Raw genomic sequence first — 16,455 nt, 5'->3', positions numbered from 1 at the left:
CGGACATGAATCGTGTAACAAGGCGTCGGCGCAGTACAAGTGGTACAGACCAGCGACTTGCTCACAGAGCGTTCACGGATCCTACAAACGGGGTAGGGGTCAGCGCCCGTTGAATTCGCGGGCCGCCAACTCGGCGATGTGGGCCGCGTTCAGGGCCGTGCCCTTGCGGAGGTTGTCGCCGCAGACGAAAAGTTCCAGTACGCGCGGATCGTCCGGCGAACGGCGCACCCGGCCGACCCAGGTGGGGTCGGTGCCCACCACGTCCGCGGGGGTCGGGAACTCGCCGACCGCCGGGTTGTCGAAGAGCACCACGCCCGGGGCGGTCGCCAGGATCTCGTGGGCCCGCGCCACCTCCACCTCGTTCTCGAAGCGCGCGTGCACGGAGGCCGAGTGCGTGGTCACCACGGGGACCCGGACACAGGTGGCGGAGACCGGAAGGCGCGGCAGGCCGAGCACCTTGCGCAGCTCGTCGCGGATGCCCAGCTCCTGCGAGGACCAGCCGTCGTCGGCGAGCTCCCCGGTCCAGGGCACCACGTTCAGGGCGAGGGGCGCGGGGAAGGGGCCGAGCTCGTCGCCGACGGCCCGGCGCACATCGCCCGGGTTGGTGCCGAGCTGGGTGCCGGCCACCAGCGAGACCTGCCGGCGCAGCGCCTCGACTCCGGGCTGCCCCTCCCCACTGGCGGCCTGATAGGTCGACACGACCAGCTCGCTCAGGCAGAACTCGGCGTGCAGCGCGCCGACGGCCACGCTCATGGCGAGGGTGGTGGCGTGCGGGCTCGCGACGATGCCGCGCGGACGCATCCGTACGGCATGGGGATTGAGCTCGGGCACCACGAGCGGCACGTCGGGGTCCATCCGGAAGGCGGCGGAACTGTCCACCACCACCGCGCCCTTGGCGGCCGCGACCGGCGCCCACCGGGCGGCGACCTCGGCGGGCACGAGGAAGACGACGACGTCGGCCCCTTCCAGGGCCTCCTCGCCGAGCGCGAGCACCTCGCACTCCGCGCCCCGCACCAGCAACTTGCGTCCGGCCGAGCGCGCGGACGCGACGAGGCGCACCTCGCCCCAGACATCCGCGTGCTGGGTCAGGATCTGGAGCATCACCGCACCGGCGCCCCCGGTCGCTCCGACGACCGTGAGCGCCGGTCTGGGGGTCATCGCCCGGTGCCTCCGTAGACGACGGCCTCGTCGCTGTCGGAGTCGAGGCCGAAGGCGGAGTGCACGGCGCGCACGGCGTTGTTGACGTCATCGGCGCGGGTGACCACCGAGATGCGGATCTCGGAGGTCGAGATGAGCTCGATGTTGACGCCCGCGTCCGAGAGCGCCTCGAAGAAGCCCGCCGTGACGCCGGGGTTGGTCTTCATGCCCGCGCCGACCAGGGAGATCTTGGCGATCTGGTCGTCGTAGCGCAGCGACTCGAAGCCGATGGTCGGCTTGGAGCGCTCCAGGGCGTCGATGGCCTTGCGGCCCTCGGCCTTGGGCAGCGTGAACGAGATGTCGGTGAGGCCCGTCGACGCGGCGGAGACGTTCTGCACCACCATGTCGATGTTGATCTCGGCGTCCGCGATGGTGCGGAAGATCGCCGCGGCCTCGCCCGGCTTGTCGGGCACTCCGACGACCGTGACCTTCGCCTCGGAGACGTCGTGGGCGACTCCGGAGATGATGGCGTGCTCCACCTGCTGACCCTCCGACTGGGAACGTGGTTCGTTGCTGACCCAGGTGCCCTGAAGTCCGCTGAAGGACGACCGCACATGGATCGGGATGTTGTAACGGCGGGCGTACTCGACGCACCGGTGCAGCAGCACCTTGGAGCCGGACGCGGCCAGCTCCAGCATGTCCTCGAAGGAGATCCACTCGATCTTCTTCGCCTTCTTCACGACGCGGGGGTCGGCGGTGAAGACGCCGTCGACGTCGGTGTAGATCTCGCAGACCTCGGCGTCGAGGGCGGCCGCGAGCGCGACGGCCGTCGTGTCCGAACCACCGCGCCCCAGCGTGGTGATGTTCTTCCCCTCCTGGCTGACGCCCTGGAACCCGGCGACGATGGCGATGTTGCCCTCGTCGATCGAGGTCCGGATGCGGCCGGGGGTGACGTCGATGATCCGCGCCTTGTTGTGGACCGAGTCGGTGATGACACCGGCCTGGCTGCCCGTGAACGACTGGGCCTGGTGGCCCAGGCTTTTGATCGCCATGGCGAGCAGCGCCATGGAGATCCGCTCTCCGGCGGTCAGCAGCATGTCGAACTCCCGCCCGGCAGGCATGGGAGACACCTGCTCCGCGAGCTCGATCAACTCATCCGTCGTGTCGCCCATCGCGGAAACCACGACGACCACCTGGTGGCCGTTCTTCTTGGCTTCCACGATCCGCTTGGCGACGCGCTTGATGCCCTCGGCATCGGCAACGGAGGAGCCTCCGTACTTCTGCACGACAAGGCCCACGTGCGCTCCTAGCTCAGTTCTTGCTGGGTCGGCTCAGTTTAACGAGCGGGCCGGAATCGCCCGGGTCGTATCACCTCGTGAGATGTCCCGCTCACTGGATGATCACCGGGCGTCCTCCGGACCGCTCGCGAGGTCCGCCTGCCCGAGCCGTCCGGTCGTACGCGGTTTGTGGGCGGGGTCACAGGCCCGCCGGACTGCGGGCCTCCCGGGCTAGCTATTTGAGGTCGTGCAGACCCAGCGGGCCCGCCAGCTCCTCGGCCATGACGCGGCCCGCCTCCTCCTCCAGGGCGCCCTCCGCCAGGTCCTCGTCGGTGTCGAGGCCGTCGAGCTCCGGAAGCGGCTGGTCGAGACGGACGTGGGCGACCAGCGACTGGAGGGCGCGCAGCGCGGCGGAGGCCGTCGAGCCCCAGTTGGAGAAGTAGGAGAACTGCCACCACCACAGCGCCTCGGAGATGCGGCCGGCCCGGTAGTGGGCCAGGCCGTGGCGCAGGTCGGTGACGACGTCGGCGATGTCGTCGGAGATCCGGCACGGCACCGGCGCCTTGCGCGGCTCGTACGGGTCGAAGACCTCGGAGTAGACGTCGATGGGTTCGAGCAGGCGGGCGAAGCGCTCGCGCAGCTCGTCCACGTCGGCCTCGGGACCGAGGTCCGGCTCGTAGGGCTCGTCGGGGACGATGTCCTCGTGCGCGCCGAGCCGGCCGCCGGCGAGCAGCAGCTGGGAGAACTCCAGGAGCAGGAACGGCACGGCACTGTCGGGCTCGTCGCCCTTGGCCACTTCCGTGACCGCGACGATGAAGGACTCGACCTGGTCGGCGATCTGGACCGCGAAGGAGTCCGGGTCCTGGGTGGTCGCGTGCAGCGTTGCGTCAGACATCGAGTCGGCCTTCCTCGTAGCCCTGCCGGGCGTACTCCTGCTGGGCGTGATCCTGCTGGACGTCACACATCGAGCAGCCGCCTTCCTTCGAAGGCGCGGCCCAGGGTGACCTCGTCGGCGTACTCCAGGTCGCCGCCGACCGGCAGGCCGCTGGCGAGCCGGGTGACCCTGAGCCCCATGGGCTTGATCATGCGGGCGAGGTAGGTCGCCGTGGCCTCGCCCTCCAGGTTCGGGTCGGTGGCCAGGATCAGCTCGGTGACCGTGCCGTCCGCGAGGCGCGCGAGCAGCTCGCGGATGCGCAGGTCGTCCGGGCCGACGCCCTCGATCGGGCTGATGGCTCCGCCCAGCACGTGGTAGCGGCCGCGGAACTCACGGGTCCGCTCGATGGCCACCACGTCCTTGGGCTCCTCCACGACGCAGATGACCGTCTGGTCGCGGCGCGGGTCGCGGCAGACCGCGCACCGCTCCTCCTGCGCCACATTGCCGCAGACCGCGCAGAAGCGGACCTTGTCCTTGACTTCGAGGAGCGCGTGCGCGAGGCGGCGCACATCGGTCGGCTCGGTCTGAAGGATGTGGAAGGCGATCCGCTGCGCGCTCTTGGGACCGACGCCGGGCAGCCTGCCCAGTTCGTCGATGAGGTCCTGAACCACGCCTTCGTACAACGGAACGCCTCTCGTGGGTTGCTCTGACGCCTACGGTAGTTGGTGCGCGTCCGCCTCAGTAGGGCGGGCGCACGTATCGGTGCGCGAGGTGGACCCGCGCCCGGGGACCGGGCCCTAGAACGGCAGGCCGGGCATGCCGCCCAGGCCCTGCGCCAGCGGGCCGAGCTTCTGCTGCTGGAGCTGCTGGGCGTTGTCGTTGGCCGCCTGCACGGCCGCGACGATCAGGTCCGCGAGGGTCTCGGTGTCCTCCGGGTCGACCGCCTTCGGGTCGATGGCGAGGGCGCGCAGCTCCCCCGACCCGGTCACGGTCGCCTTGACCAGACCGCCACCGGCCTGGCCCTCGACCTCGGTCGCCGCGAGCTCCTCCTGGGCCACGGCGAGGTCCTGCTGCATCTTCTGGGCCTGCTGGAGAAGCTGCTGCATGTTGGGCTGGCCACCACCAGGGATCACGGTGCACTCCGGGTTTCGTCGGGACGGGTTCGCCGCGACAGCTCGGCTTCGCTGCCGCTTTCGGCACTCCGAGCCTACGTGGTCCAAGGGCCCCCTGCTCCGCAACTCTTTCGAGTGACGCGGTGCGTGTCCGTATACCTGATCAAGGGCCACTTCCGGGCAAAGAGGCCGCGTCGTCGCCTCCCGAGCCCACCATTCGGCGGTAGGAATGGCGGTCGGGCGCCGCAGGACGCGTCACTACGCACCCGCACACCGCGGGTGGCGGCAGACGCGAGGCCCTTTACTGCGTCCGTACGCGTCCACCGCGGCCGCGTACACGTCCAGGTGCCCGTGCGTCACTCGACGGCACAGAGGGTCACAGCAGCAGTTGCGGAGGGAGCGGCCGGGTGAGCCAGCCGGACATGCAGCCCGAAGGGCCCCCGGGTCAGGCCCGGCGGGACGAGGGCGCGCAGACGGGCGATCTGACCGGGAGGCCGTTCCCGCGCGGCGACTGGGGGGAGCCCGCCGAGCGCCTCGACGAGCTGTACCGCTGGGTCGAGACGGGCGCGCTGCGCACGGCCGAGTGGTACCTGGCGGACCGGCTGTGGAAGCGGCGCGGCGCGCGCGTGCTGCGCTGCGGCACGGCGAGCGGCGCGATCGCGGGGGCCGTGCTGCCGCTGCTCGATCTGACCGAGGCGTTGAAGGGGGCGGCGGGCTGGGGCTATCTGTGTCTGCTGCTCGCCGCCGCGTGCATGGCCTGCGACCGCTACTTCGGGCTGACCTCGGGCTGGATAAGGGACGTGGCCACCGCGCAGGCCGTGCAGCGCAGACTCCAGGGGCTCCAGTTCGACTGGGCCTCGGAGAGCGTGCGCGAGGTGCTCGGGCCGACCGACGGCACCGCGGGGGAGGCCGCCGAGCGCTGTCTTTCGGTGCTGCGCCGGTTCACCGAGGACGTCATGGACCTGGTCCGCTCGGAGACCGCGGACTGGATGGTGGAGTTCCGCTCGGGGCCGGCCCCGCTGGTCATGCAGACCCTGAGCACGGCGGCCCCGCGCACGGACGCCGCCCCCGGCCCCGGGCGCTTCCCGCTGCCCCCGGCCACCCGGCCGAACATGCCGCGCCAGCGCCCGCCGGAGGGCCCGCGCTGAGGGTGGTGCGCGGGGCGGACGCCGTCAGCTGAAGATGATCATCGAGCCCTGGGCGAGGCTGCGCGTCGCCGCCGCGTGCAGCCCCAGCCACACATGCCGCTCGCGGGCGAACGGGCTCTCGTCGTACGGGATGGGACCGGCCGGTTCCTCCAGCGAGGTGGGCCGGGCCGGCGGGGCGGGCGCGGTCGGCGGGTTGGCCGGATCTATGCCGATCGCGGGCCCCACGAACTGGAGCTCCCTCAGCAGTCCCTGCGCGGAACCGAGCGGACCGCCGCCCGCGAGCAGCTCCTCGTTGGAGAGCGGCATCGCGAAGTCGACCGGGACGTAGGCGCCCGCGTGGTCGTAGTGCCAGACCAGGTGCGACTGCTGGGCCGTCGACTCGAACATCTCCAGGAGCTGCTCGTAGTCGCCGCCGAGTTCGTCGACGGGCGTCACCGCGAGGCCGCACAGCTGGAGGAGGTAGGCGCGGCGCAGGAAGTGCAGCGCGTCGTAGTCGAATCCGGCGACCGGGGCCACATCCCCGGAGAGGCCCGGCATGTACGCGAAGACCGGTACGGGCGGGAGCCCGGCGTCGCCGAGCGCCTTGTCGTACGAGGCGATCTCCTCCGCGAACGGGTTGTCGGGGCTGTGGCACAGCACGTCGACGAGGGGGACCAGCCACAGGTCACAGGCCAAGACGGGCTCGCTCTCAACTCGTTTCGTGCGATGGTCGGGACAGCGTAATGCGCCGGGCACGCCGCGCGAAGAGCGCCCGTCAACTCCCGGTGCGCGGTGACCGATTCCCCCCGCGCCCCGGCCCGGAGGGTTTACCCACGAGGCCGTCCGTTACTCGGACTGGGCGACGCGCGGGACCGTCCCGCGCGCGGGGCGCGAGCGCTCGGCGCCCATCCACCACGCCCCGATTCAGCGCACGCCCGCCACGCCCCGGTTCAACGCACGTCCGCCACCCCCGGTTCAGCGCACGTCCGACACGTCCCAGATCCAGACCCCGCCGACCTTGGTGCCGGTGCGTCCGCCGAGGAGCCGGGTCACCGTCTCGTACAGCTCGGGTGCCTGCGGCTGGGGCGTCAGGACCAGGACGCCGGCGTGCCAGTACGCGAGGTCCGCCCGGGCCTGGTTCTGCCAGTCGGTGCCGATGTCCGGGATCGGCTTACCGGAACCGACGTCGGCGAAGAGGTTCGACGTCCAGCGCGGGGAGGCCCCGTAGATGCCGATGCGGTCAGGACCCCAGGGCCCGTTGAAGTAGCCGCCCGGCACCGGGAAGCCGAGGCCGGTCGAGGACTGCCAGTGCAGCGCCTCGGCCGAGCCGGGGTCGGGCAGCGGCACCGGGACCAGGGACTCGCCCGGCTTCACGTACTTCTTCCACAGGCCCGAGGAGATGAACTCGGGCACCTCGGGGCGCGCGTGGGTCGGGAACGACGTCGGAACGATGGGCAGGAGGGCGAGCGCGATCGCGGTGAAGCCGACCACCTGGTTGGCGCGTGTGCGGCTGAGCGCGAGACGGCCCGCGGCCAGCGCGAGGAGCGCGCCGAGCACCGGCGCGCAGACGATCGCGACCCGGCCCTCGATCACCGACTCGAAGAGCGGCTTGTGGGCCAGCAGCTTCCAGGGGCCGGGGAACACCACGTCCGTGTACGGCACGCGGATCTTCTGCCCGAGCGACAGGACCGCCGCCGCCACGCCCGTGAACGCGAGCGCCTTGACCAGCGGTCGGCGCCACAGCCGTACGACGAGCGCGACGGCGAGGGCCACGAGCGGCCAGCCGTAGAACGCGTTCTGCTCGGTGCGGTTGAGGGCCAGCTTGTCGGCGGTGGCGTCGTCACCCAGGAGCGAGCGCCCCGCGAACTCGATCAGCGCGAGCGGAGAATTGCCCGCGTTGTCGCCGTGCAGCACGCTGTGATAGCTCTGCGCCCCCGCGAACTGCCGGTACAGCGGGTAGGCGACCAGCGCCAGACAGACCCCGATCGCGTACGCCATGCCCGTGGCCAGCGGGCGGACCGCGGCCCGGGCGACATCGCGCCGGGCCAGCGCGTACGACAGCGCGAACAGGGTCATGCCGAGCGAGGCGAGCAGCAGCACCTCCTCGCCGAGGAAGATCTGGTACGCCGTGAACAGGCCGAGGACAAGCCCGTTGCGGCGTACGTCATGGCCCTCGCAGAGCCGCAGTGCGCGGTCGATGATGAGCGGGATCATGAACAGGACGCAGAAGTTCGGGTGCGCGTTGGCGTGCGAGATCACCGGCGGCGCGAACGCCGCGAGCGCCCCGCCGAGCCCGGCCGCCCACCGGTTCTCCGTCACCCGGCGGGCGAACAGCCAGTACCAGCAGTACGCGGTCACCGCGATCCCCAGGGTGAGGACGAGCGCCCAGGTGACCGTCGGCCCGAAGGCCAGCGTCACCGGGGTGAGGGGCGCGGAGAGCCCCAGCATCGGGGTGTTGCCCATCAGGTTCACGCCGTCGGGGAAGTTCTGGACGGTGGTGAACAGGGGGTCTCGCAGATGACTCACGTTGTCCGCGGTGACCGCGAAGAACCACTCCCACTGGTTCTGGTCCTGCATCGAGTCGCTGAGGTAACTCCGCCCGAGGTCCCCCCACAGGTTCTTGTAGAGCAGCACGGACGCCAGCAGATAGAGGGCGCCGAGCACCAGGTCGACGCGGCGCACCGCGCGCGCCTTGAGGCGGGCCAGTTCCCACAGCACCTTGCCGTAGTCGGCCGCGCCCACCTTCGAGCCCTCCTGGTGCGACCAGCGCACCGGCACCTCGGCGACCGGCCAGCCGGCGCGGCGGAAGAACTGGAGGATCTCCACGTCGATGCCCCAGCCGTCCAGGCGCGCGTCGGCGAACGCGGTGCGCGCCTTGTCGCCGTCGAACAGCTTGAAGCCGCACTGGGTGTCGTGGATCCCGGGCACGGCCACGGCCCGGATGAGCCGGTTGCCCATCCGGCCGAGCGTCTCGCGCAGCCGGCTCTGGTGGACGTCGATACGGGCCTCGGGCAGGGCCCGCGAACCGATCGCGGCGGCCGTCTCGCCCTCCGTCATCGCCTTGGCGAGATGGTCCAACTCCTCGATGGGGGTGGCCAGATCGGCATCCGTGATCAGGACGCGCCGCCCCCGGGAGGCGAGCACCCCCAGACGCAGCGCGTGCCCCTTGCCGCGGTTGCTCTCGCCGACGACGACATGGATGCGCGCATCACGGGCGGCGGCTTCCTTCGCCACCCGTACGGTCTCGTCGCCCGAGCCGTCGTCGACGACGATCAGCTCCCAGACGCAACTGGCGCCGAGGTGGCCGCGGATCGCGTCGAGGGTGGGGGCGAGGCGCTGCTCCTCGTTGAAGGCGGGGACGATAACGCTCAGTTCGACCTGTCCGGCCGGCTCGGTGCTCACCGGGGCAGCCGCTCCGCCCACACCAGGGATTCCTCGTTGTAGGCGCCGATCAGCACCCGTGCGGCCTCGAAGTCGCCGAGGGCGAGCGCCGAGACGACCTCGTCGTGGCCGGTCCACAGCCAGTCGCTGAGGTCGCTGTGGCCGCGCAGATGGGGCACCGCGAACACCCAGCTCTGCATGCGCAGCCGGTGCAGGAAGTCGGAGATGTAGGTGTTGCCGGCGAGCGCGCACAGCTCGCGCCAGAACCGCAGGTCGTAGCCGACCAGGATGTTCAGGTCACCGCCGCGGGCGGCCCGCGCGGCCTCCTCGCCGCGTCTGCGCACCGACACCAGGGCGGGGCCGTGGGCCTCGAAGTTCCCAGGGACCGCGGCCCGCCGGAATATCCCGTCGACCACCAGCGCCCGGGCCTCGACTATGCCCTTGTAGTCCTCGACGGTGAACACCCGCACCCGAAAGCCCCGGTGCTGGTCGGAGTCGAGCAGCCCCTGAGCGCAGAGGTCGACGAGCGCCTCGCGCACGGGCGTGGCGGAGACCCCGTACTGCTCGGCTATCTGCTTGACCGTGAATTCCTCACCGGGCCGCATACGCCCCGCGAGCACCTCGTCACGCAGCGCGTCCGCGATCTGTTGTCGAAGGGTGTTGCGGGTGACCGCTCCGCTCGCGGGCATGACTCGCTCCCCTTCTCCGGCTCCGGGCCACCCTATGGGGTGCCCGGAAACCGGACAAAGGAGAGCGGGCTTTTTCCTTTCCGACCAGGGACGATCACCTTCGGCTCGGACCGGAGGTCACACGGTGTACTCGTCCGCCACCGTCAGCGCCTCGTCGAGGACGGCGAGCCCTTCCTTGGCCTCCGCCTCGGTGATGTTGCAGGGCGGCACCACATGGGTGCGGTTCATGTTGATGAAGGGCCAGAGACCGCGCTTCTTGCAAGCGGCGCCGAACGCGGCCATCGGCGCGTTGTCCGCGCCGCTCGCGTTGTACGGAACCAGCGGCTCGCGGGTCTCCTTGCTGCGCACCAGCTCCAGCGCCCAGAACGCGCCCAGGCCGCGCACCTCGCCGACCGAGGGGTGCCGCTCGGCGAGCTCGCGCAGGCCGGGCTCCAGGACCGTCGCCCCGAGGTGCGCGGCCTGCTCGACCACGCCCTCCTCCTCCATCACGTTGATGGTGGCGACGGCGGCGGCGCAGGCCAGCGGGTGCCCGGAGTAGGTGAGGCCGCCGGGGAAGGGCCGGTGCTCGAAGGTCTCGGCGATCTTCCGGCTGATGGCGACGCCGCCGAGCGGCACGTACCCGGAGTTGACGCCCTTGGCGAAGGTCAGCAGATCCGGCACGACGTCGAAGTGCTCGCAGGCGAACCACTTCCCGGTCCGCCCGAACCCGGCCATCACCTCGTCCAGGACGAGGACGATCCCGTACCGGTCGCAGAGCGCGCGCACCCCGGGCAGATAGCCGGCCGGCGGCGTCATGATCCCGGCGGTGCCCGGCACGGACTCCAGGATGATCGCGGCGATGGTCGCCGGCCCCTCGAAGGTGATCGTCTCCTCAAGGTGCTTCAGGGCGCGCGCGCACTCCTCCGCCTCGGTGGTGGCGTGGAACGGCGAGCGGTACAGGAACGGCGCCCAGAACCGGGTCACGCCGGCCGAGCCGCTGTCCGAGGCCCAGCGCCGGGGATCACCCGTCAGGTTGATCGCGGTGTTCGTCCCCCCGTGGTACGAGCGGTAGGCGCTCATCACCTTGTGGCGCCCGGTGTGCAGCCGGGCCATCCGGATGGCGTTCTCGACGGCCTCCGCGCCCCCGTTGGTGAAGAAGATCTTGTCGAGGTCGCCCGGGGTGCGCTCGGCGATCAGCCGGGCCGCCTCCGAGCGCGCCTCCACGGCGAACGCGGGCGCGAAGGTCGTCATCGTCGCGGCCTGCTCCTGGATCGCGGCGACGACCTTCGGGTGCTGGTAGCCGATGTTGGTGAACACGAGCCCACTGGTGAAGTCGAGGAAGCGGTTGCCCTCGTAGTCCCAGAAGTACGAGCCCTCGGCGCCGGCCACGGCGAGCGGGTCGATCAGGCCCTGGGCGGACCAGGAGTGGAACACGTGCGCACGGTCTGCGGCCTTCACGGCGGCGCCGGTTTGGGGGTCGGGGGTGCGTTGAGGGGTCATGCGTCCAGGGTAAGTAGGCCCAGGTCGGCCCAACCATGGCCATCCTGTCCACGGACCCCGCCCCACCTCGGCAAGATGTCGCGCCGTTCCCCGCGCCCCGTGCACCCCCTGTCGCCTCCGGCCCGTGCCCGCATCTCGCGCAGTTCCCCGCGCCCCCAAAACCCGCCGTCGTCCGCGGACCGTGCCCTCTTCTCGCGCAGTTCCCCGCGCCCCTGAAAACCCTCCCCCGCCTGCGGACCGTGCTCGCGTCTCGCGCAGTTCCCCGCGCCCCTGGTTTGCCGGGGCCGGCGGGCTGGAAGGGGCACCCAGCGACCCAGCTCAACCCCAACCCCCCAGGGGCGCGGGGAACTGCGCGACCAGCCGGCCACGGTCCGCGGACGACAGGGGGCAGGAGGGGCGCGGGGCACCCCACGAGCGAGCCCAGCCCCCAACCTCCCAGGGGCGCGGGGAACTGCGCGACCAGCCGTCCACGGTCCGCGGACGACAGAGGGCCAAGAGGGGCGCGGGGCACCCCCCGATCGAACCCAGCCCCCAACCCCCCAGGGGCGCGGGGAACTGCGCGACCAGCCGGCCGCGGTCCGCGGATGACAGAGGGGCAGGAGGGGCGCGGGGCACCCCACGATCAAGCCCAGCCCCAACCCCCAGGCCACAGCGGCCAGCGACCCCGCATTATTGTCAGCCCGTCGAACGGGAACCCCGGGGAGGCCCAGCCGCCATGGAACGTATGCAGCACCTGGAGCCGGACGACCCGGAGCGGATAGGCGCCTACCGGCTGCTTGGCCGGCTGGGCGCGGGCGGCATGGGCCAGGTCTACCTCGCCCGCTCCGACCGCGGCCGCACCGTCGCGGTCAAACTGGTCCGCCCCGCCCTGGCGGCGCACGACGAGTTCCGCGCCCGCTTCCGCGCGGAGGTCCTCGCCGCCCGCCGCGTGGGCGGCCCGTGGACCGCGCCGGTCCTGGACGCCGACACCGAGGCCCCGGTGCCCTGGGTCGCGACCGGCTACGTCGCGGGCCCCTCCCTCCAGTCCGTGGTGGCGGGCCCGCACGGCCCCCTCCCCGAGCACTCCGTACGCGCCCTCGCCCGCGGCCTCGCCCACGCCCTCAAGGACATCCACGAGGCCGGGCTCGTCCACCGCGACCTCAAGCCCTCCAACGTCCTGATCACCATCGACGGCCCCCGCGTCATCGACTTCGGCATCGCCCGCGCCCTGGACACCGGCACGGACGCCGGACTGACCCTGACGGGCGCGCTCGTCGGATCGCCGGGCTTCATGGCCCCCGAGCAGGTGCGGGGCGACCGGATCACCCCGGCCTGCGACGTGTTCTGCCTCGGCTCGGTCCTCACCTACGCGGCGAGCGGCCGGCTGCCGTTCGGGGAGGCGTCGGGCGGGGTGCACGCGCTGATGTTCCGCATCGCGCAGGAGGAGCCGGACCTCGACGGCGTACCCGAGTCCCTCCAGGAGCTGATCGGCGACTGCCTGCACAAGGACCCGGCGGCCCGCCCGGGCCTGGACCGCATCCTGGAACGGGTCCCCGCCGCCGTCCCCGACCCCTGGCTGCCCGCGCCGCTCGTGGCCCAACTGGGCAGCCACGCCGTCCAGTTGCTCGACATAGAGGCCCCCGGCACAGAGGCCCCCGACGCCGCCGACACCGCGATAGCCCCGCCGCCGCCCCGCGCACCCGAGACCCCGCCGCCCCCGTACGAGCCGTACTACGCGCCCGACGCCGAGCCCCCGCCGCGCCGCAGCGCCAAGTCCACGGCGGCGCTGATCGCGGTGGCCCTGGTGGTGGCGGTCGGCGCGGGCGGCTCGGTGTACGCGTACATGAGCGGCGGCCCACCCAAGGGCGGTGTCACGGGCACCGCGAAACCCACCAACTCCCCCACCCCTTCGGCCGGTTCGAGCACGAGCCCGACGACCGCGGGTACCTCGCAGCCGGTGACCTCCGACGGCGTACCGCAGCGGTACGTGGGCGGCTGGACGGCGGCGATCGCGGGCAACTCCCTTGACGGAACACGCCACTTGGTCATCCGGGCGGGCCGGCCCGGTGACGAGGTGCTCACGCTCACCGCCGACGGCAGCGGCTACCACTGCGTCTTCCAGGCCCGCCTCACCGAGGCCCCCGCCTCTTTCGACGCCCCCCTGCGGATCGGCCCCTCCGAGGTGGGCCCCGGCTCGACGGGCGCCTGCGATCCGGGCAGGCCCAGCACCATCACCCTCCTTCCGGACGGCCGCCTGCACCGCCAGACCGACGGCACGGGCGAGTTCCTCGACTACACCAGGGCGGGCGACTAGCACCCGACGAGCGACCGGGCCGTTCCGCGAAGGACGGCCCGCCCCCCCCAGGGCCCGTCAGACCGTCGCCTCGTCCTTCAGCATCGTCCTCAACTGCTCCCGTAGTTCGGCGGAGTCCGTGTGGCCGTGCACCGATGCCGCGTGCTCGGCCGCTGCCCGTACGACTTCGTCTTCCTCGCCGGAAATCGTCAGGCTGCAATTCGATTCGCTCGGGTAGTCCCGACAGTCGGCGACCTTGCGCATGAGATGCCTCCTCGGGGGGAAATGTCCCGCTTTCAGGATCTCACCGTTTCGGCCGCCCGGCGGCACCTCTTCGGGAGCGATGACTTCCCGCCTCCGCGAGGGTCTCTTCTTCGAGCGGCCCTCGGGCGACCGGGGGACCTTGAGCAGCGGAGTTCGAGAAGGTGGGCCATGAGCGGGTTGCGGAAGATCCTCGACGCGTACGTCGGTGACGGCACGGTTCCAGGCGCGGTGGGCCTGGTGGCCCGGGGCGAGTCGGTGGAGGTGGCGGTCGCCGGTTCCCGTGCGCTCGACGGCGCCTCCCCGATGACCAGGGACTCGATCTTCCGGGTCGCCTCGCTCGCCAAGCCCGTCACCGCCGCCGCGGTCATGATGCTGATCGACGACGGACACCTCGCCCTGGACGACCCGATCGCCACCTGGCTGCCGGAACTGGCCTCCCCCATGGTCGTGCGCACGCCGTCCTCGCCCGTCGACGACGTCGTCCCCGCAGCGCGGCCGATCACGGTGGCCGACCTGCTGGACTTCCGCGCCGGATACGGCTTCCCGTCCGACTTCTCACTGCCCGCCGTCCAGCCCCTCTTCAGCGAGCTGCACCAGGCGCCCCCGCGGCCCCGGACGGTGCCGGAGCCGGACGAATGGCTCGCCCGGCTCAGCCGTGTCCCGCTGCTGCACCAGCCCGGCGAGGCCTGGCTGTACAACGCCTGCTCCGACCTCCAGGGCATCCTGATCGCGCGGGTCTCGGGGCGTACGCTGCCCGCCTTCCTGGCGGAGCGCCTCTTGGAGCCGCTCGGCATGGTGGACACCGGATTCTCGGTCCCGGCCCGCGATCTCGACCGGTTCACCAGCCTGTACGCGCCCCGTCCGCAGGGCGGCCTCGAACTCGTCGACGGCCCCGACGGACACTGGAGCAGCCCGCCGCCCTTCCCCTCCGGCGCGGGCGGACTCGTCTCCACCGTCGACGACCTGCACGCCTTCGCCCGGCTGCTGCTCGGCGAGGGAACGGCCGGCGGGCGCCGGCTGCTCTCGGCCGAGGCGGTACGGCAGATGACCACCGACCACCTCACCCCGGCCCAGCGCTCCGCCGCCGCGCTGTTCCTGGGCGGCCAGGGCTGGGGGTACGGCGGTTCGGTCGACATTGAGCGCGTCGAACCGTGGAACGTGAAGGGGCGCTACGGCTGGGTCGGCGGCACCGGCACCGCCGCGTATGTGGTGCCCTCCACCGGCGAGGTCACCATCTTGCTGACCCAGGTGGAGATGACCGGGCCGACCCCGCCCACCCTGATGAACGCGTTCTGGGAGTACGCCGCCGGCGCGGGCTTCCCCGAAGGGGCGTGACGCTGCTTCCGGAGAGCCGCGGGGCCCGCGGGGCGGGGGCGAACGGACCCGGGCGGGGGCGGGGACGAACGCACCCGGGCCTGCCCCGCGACGAACGCGACAGGACAGGCCCGGGGTGCCGACGCCTGAACGTCAGGCGTTGTCGGCGGCCTTGCGGCGACGTACGAAGTACACGGCGCCGGCACCGATGACGACCGCGGCGCCGCCCGCGAGGGCGAACTGCGGCAGCGCGGACGAGGAACCGGTGTGGGCGAGCGAGCCGTTGGCGCCGCCCGTGCCCGAGGCGCCGCCGGTGGCGCCGCCGGAAGCGACGGGAACCGGGGACTTGCTGCCCTGCGGCGACGGCTTGGAGGCCGGCTTGGCCGGCTCGGCGGAGGGCTTGCTGCCGACCGGGGTGAGCCGGAACTCGTACATGGTGGAGTCCGGGACCCCGCCGCACGACCCGTCGTTGTTCGTGTAGTCGGCGTTGACGAACACCACACCCGTGCCCTCGGCGGGAGCGGAGGCGTCGACGGTCAGGCGCAGCTTGACGTCGGCGTGCGCACCCGTCCGCAGCGCCTTGACGACGCCCGCGTGGTGCCGGCCGTCGAGGTCCTGCCAGCCCGAGCCGTTGGACCACTTCAGGTGCAGCAGCTTGTCGATGTCCTTCATGCCGCTCTTGTCGGTCCCGTGCGGGTAGGCGATCGGGAAGACGTTGTCGAGGGTCCGGCCCGTGGTGTTGCCCAGACGGAGCGTGAAGTCGACCGTGGAGCCGGCGGCGATCTTGGACGGCAGTCCGACCGCCACGGCGCTCAGCGCGTCCTGGGACACGCAGGACCCGCTTCCCTCCGCCTTCTTGGCGTCGGCGAGCGCCTTGTCGGCGGCCGTCTTCTTGGCGAGCGTCTCCTTGATGGCGAGCTGCGCCTTGTAGATCTTCTTCGAGATCTCGACCCTGACGTCGGACACGGCCTTGCTCGCCTCGGCCTGCTTGGCGTCGGCGGCGGCCTTCGCGTCGGCGGCGGTCTTGGCGACACCCTCGGCCTCGGTGAGGGCCTTCTGCGCGGCGGCCTTGTCGTCGTCGCTCACGGCGGCGTCGAGCTTCGCCTTGGCGTCGGTGACGGCCGCATCGGCGGTGGCCTTCTTGGCCGCGGCTTCTTTCGCCGTCTTCGTCGCGGCCTGGAATGCCGCCTCAAGCGGGTAGGTCGGCGCGTCGGTGTCCTCCAGCGACCGCACGAGCGCCTTCTCGGCGACGACGGCGGCGTCGTACGCCTTCTGCGCGTCCTTGGCGGCCTGCTCCAACTCGGCGACGGAGGGCTTGTTCTGGGTCTGGGCGGCCGGCTTGGTGTCGGCGAATGCCGGAGAAACGGAGAGCATGGCGGCCGGAGCGGTCACGGCGGCCACGACGGCGGTGGCGAGAATGCGGCGGATCTGCACGAGCAGCCCTCTTCTGGGTCCGAAAGAAAGTGAGATGTCGCGGGCGGTAGGTCTCCACGCGGATGCGACAGTTCGCAGATCGTAAGCGCCAACCC

Annotated in this window: 14 protein-coding genes; 3 read left to right on the top strand and 11 right to left on the bottom strand. The window is 71.9% G+C overall.

Features of this window, described 5'->3' with window-relative positions:
- Positions 1-99: 99 nt before the first annotated feature.
- From DWB77_RS20680 to DWB77_RS20660, 5 genes are all read right to left on the bottom strand, one after another.
- The gene (locus DWB77_RS20680; protein WP_120722661.1) at positions 100-1,158 is read right to left on the bottom strand and encodes an aspartate-semialdehyde dehydrogenase; all 1,059 of its coding nucleotides are present in this window, start codon (positions 1,156-1,158) and stop codon (positions 100-102) included.
- Complete coding sequence (locus DWB77_RS20675; RefSeq protein ID WP_120722660.1) at positions 1,155-2,435, bottom strand: aspartate kinase; 1,281 nt, start codon at positions 2,433-2,435, stop codon at positions 1,155-1,157. Before DWB77_RS20675 ends, DWB77_RS20680 begins: the two co-directional genes overlap by 4 nt.
- A gap of 214 nt (positions 2,436-2,649) precedes the next feature.
- On the bottom strand, positions 2,650-3,309 hold the full coding sequence (locus tag DWB77_RS20670; RefSeq protein WP_120722659.1) for a DUF5063 domain-containing protein: 660 nt from the start codon (positions 3,307-3,309) through the stop codon (positions 2,650-2,652).
- A gap of 62 nt (positions 3,310-3,371) precedes the next feature.
- Positions 3,372-3,971: a recombination mediator RecR gene (recR, locus tag DWB77_RS20665; RefSeq protein WP_120722658.1), complete on the bottom strand. Its 600-nt coding sequence runs from the start codon at positions 3,969-3,971 to the stop codon at positions 3,372-3,374.
- Between the two features lie 114 nt (positions 3,972-4,085).
- Positions 4,086-4,421 carry a YbaB/EbfC family nucleoid-associated protein gene (locus tag DWB77_RS20660; protein WP_120722657.1) on the bottom strand — a complete coding sequence of 112 codons (336 nt, stop codon included), beginning with the start codon at positions 4,419-4,421 and terminating at the stop codon, positions 4,086-4,088.
- A gap of 386 nt (positions 4,422-4,807) precedes the next feature.
- On the opposite strand from DWB77_RS20660, the gene DWB77_RS20655 reads away from it, so the two are divergent.
- Positions 4,808-5,548 carry an SLATT domain-containing protein gene (locus DWB77_RS20655; protein WP_246033585.1) on the top strand — a complete coding sequence of 247 codons (741 nt, stop codon included), beginning with the start codon at positions 4,808-4,810 and terminating at the stop codon, positions 5,546-5,548.
- A 24-nt stretch (positions 5,549-5,572) separates the two neighbouring features.
- Here the strand turns inward: DWB77_RS20655 and DWB77_RS20650 are convergent, their stop codons facing one another.
- From DWB77_RS20650 to DWB77_RS20635, 4 genes are all read right to left on the bottom strand, one after another.
- Positions 5,573-6,223, bottom strand: coding sequence for a hypothetical protein (locus tag DWB77_RS20650; protein ID WP_120722656.1), 651 nt, complete (start codon positions 6,221-6,223; stop codon positions 5,573-5,575).
- Positions 6,224-6,502: 279 nt separating this feature from the next.
- Positions 6,503-8,929, bottom strand: a complete 2,427-nt coding sequence (locus DWB77_RS20645; RefSeq protein ID WP_120728036.1) for a dolichyl-phosphate beta-glucosyltransferase — start codon at positions 8,927-8,929, stop codon at positions 6,503-6,505.
- Complete coding sequence (locus DWB77_RS20640) at positions 8,926-9,597, bottom strand: GntR family transcriptional regulator (RefSeq protein WP_120722655.1); 672 nt, start codon at positions 9,595-9,597, stop codon at positions 8,926-8,928. Before DWB77_RS20640 ends, DWB77_RS20645 begins: the two co-directional genes overlap by 4 nt.
- A gap of 117 nt (positions 9,598-9,714) precedes the next feature.
- Positions 9,715-11,076 carry an aspartate aminotransferase family protein gene (locus DWB77_RS20635; protein WP_120722654.1) on the bottom strand — a complete coding sequence of 454 codons (1,362 nt, stop codon included), beginning with the start codon at positions 11,074-11,076 and terminating at the stop codon, positions 9,715-9,717.
- Between the two features lie 724 nt (positions 11,077-11,800).
- Here DWB77_RS20635 and DWB77_RS20630 point away from each other — a divergent pair.
- Positions 11,801-13,369 carry a serine/threonine-protein kinase gene (locus DWB77_RS20630; RefSeq protein WP_120722653.1) on the top strand — a complete coding sequence of 523 codons (1,569 nt, stop codon included), beginning with the start codon at positions 11,801-11,803 and terminating at the stop codon, positions 13,367-13,369.
- 57 nt (positions 13,370-13,426) lie between these two features.
- On the opposite strand, the gene DWB77_RS20625 is transcribed toward DWB77_RS20630, so the two are convergent.
- The gene (locus tag DWB77_RS20625) at positions 13,427-13,612 is read right to left on the bottom strand and encodes a DUF1059 domain-containing protein (protein WP_120722652.1); all 186 of its coding nucleotides are present in this window, start codon (positions 13,610-13,612) and stop codon (positions 13,427-13,429) included.
- A gap of 168 nt (positions 13,613-13,780) precedes the next feature.
- Here DWB77_RS20625 and DWB77_RS20620 point away from each other — a divergent pair, with 168 nt between their 5' ends.
- Positions 13,781-14,947, top strand: coding sequence for a serine hydrolase domain-containing protein (locus DWB77_RS20620; protein WP_120722651.1), 1,167 nt, complete (start codon positions 13,781-13,783; stop codon positions 14,945-14,947).
- 132 nt (positions 14,948-15,079) lie between these two features.
- Here DWB77_RS20620 and DWB77_RS20615 read toward each other — a convergent pair whose 3' ends face one another.
- The gene (locus DWB77_RS20615) at positions 15,080-16,360 is read right to left on the bottom strand and encodes an LPXTG cell wall anchor domain-containing protein (protein ID WP_120722650.1); all 1,281 of its coding nucleotides are present in this window, start codon (positions 16,358-16,360) and stop codon (positions 15,080-15,082) included.
- Positions 16,361-16,455 lie beyond the last annotated feature (95 nt).

This window comes from Streptomyces hundungensis, assembly GCF_003627815.1.
Lineage (GTDB): Bacteria > Actinomycetota > Actinomycetes > Streptomycetales > Streptomycetaceae > Streptomyces > Streptomyces hundungensis_A.
Note: the sequence above shows the minus strand (reverse complement) of the source record. Positions and strands in the feature narration are given on the sequence as shown.

Bases quoted from the DNA above. Each gene is read 5' to 3' on its own strand.
- DWB77_RS20680 (WP_120722661.1), bottom strand. From the start codon at position 1,158: ATGACCCCCAGACCGGCGCTCACGGTCGTCGGAGCGACCGGGGGCGCC.
- DWB77_RS20670 (WP_120722659.1), bottom strand. From the start codon at position 3,309: ATGTCTGACGCAACGCTGCACGCGACCACCCAGGACCCGGACTCCTTC.
- DWB77_RS20640 (WP_120722655.1), bottom strand. From the start codon at position 9,597: ATGCCCGCGAGCGGAGCGGTCACCCGCAACACCCTTCGACAACAGATC.
- DWB77_RS20635 (WP_120722654.1), bottom strand. From the start codon at position 11,076: ATGACCCCTCAACGCACCCCCGACCCCCAAACCGGCGCCGCCGTGAAG.
- DWB77_RS20630 (WP_120722653.1), top strand. From the start codon at position 11,801: ATGCAGCACCTGGAGCCGGACGACCCGGAGCGGATAGGCGCCTACCGG.
- DWB77_RS20625 (WP_120722652.1), bottom strand. From the start codon at position 13,612: ATGCGCAAGGTCGCCGACTGTCGGGACTACCCGAGCGAATCGAATTGC.
- DWB77_RS20620 (WP_120722651.1), top strand. From the start codon at position 13,781: ATGAGCGGGTTGCGGAAGATCCTCGACGCGTACGTCGGTGACGGCACG.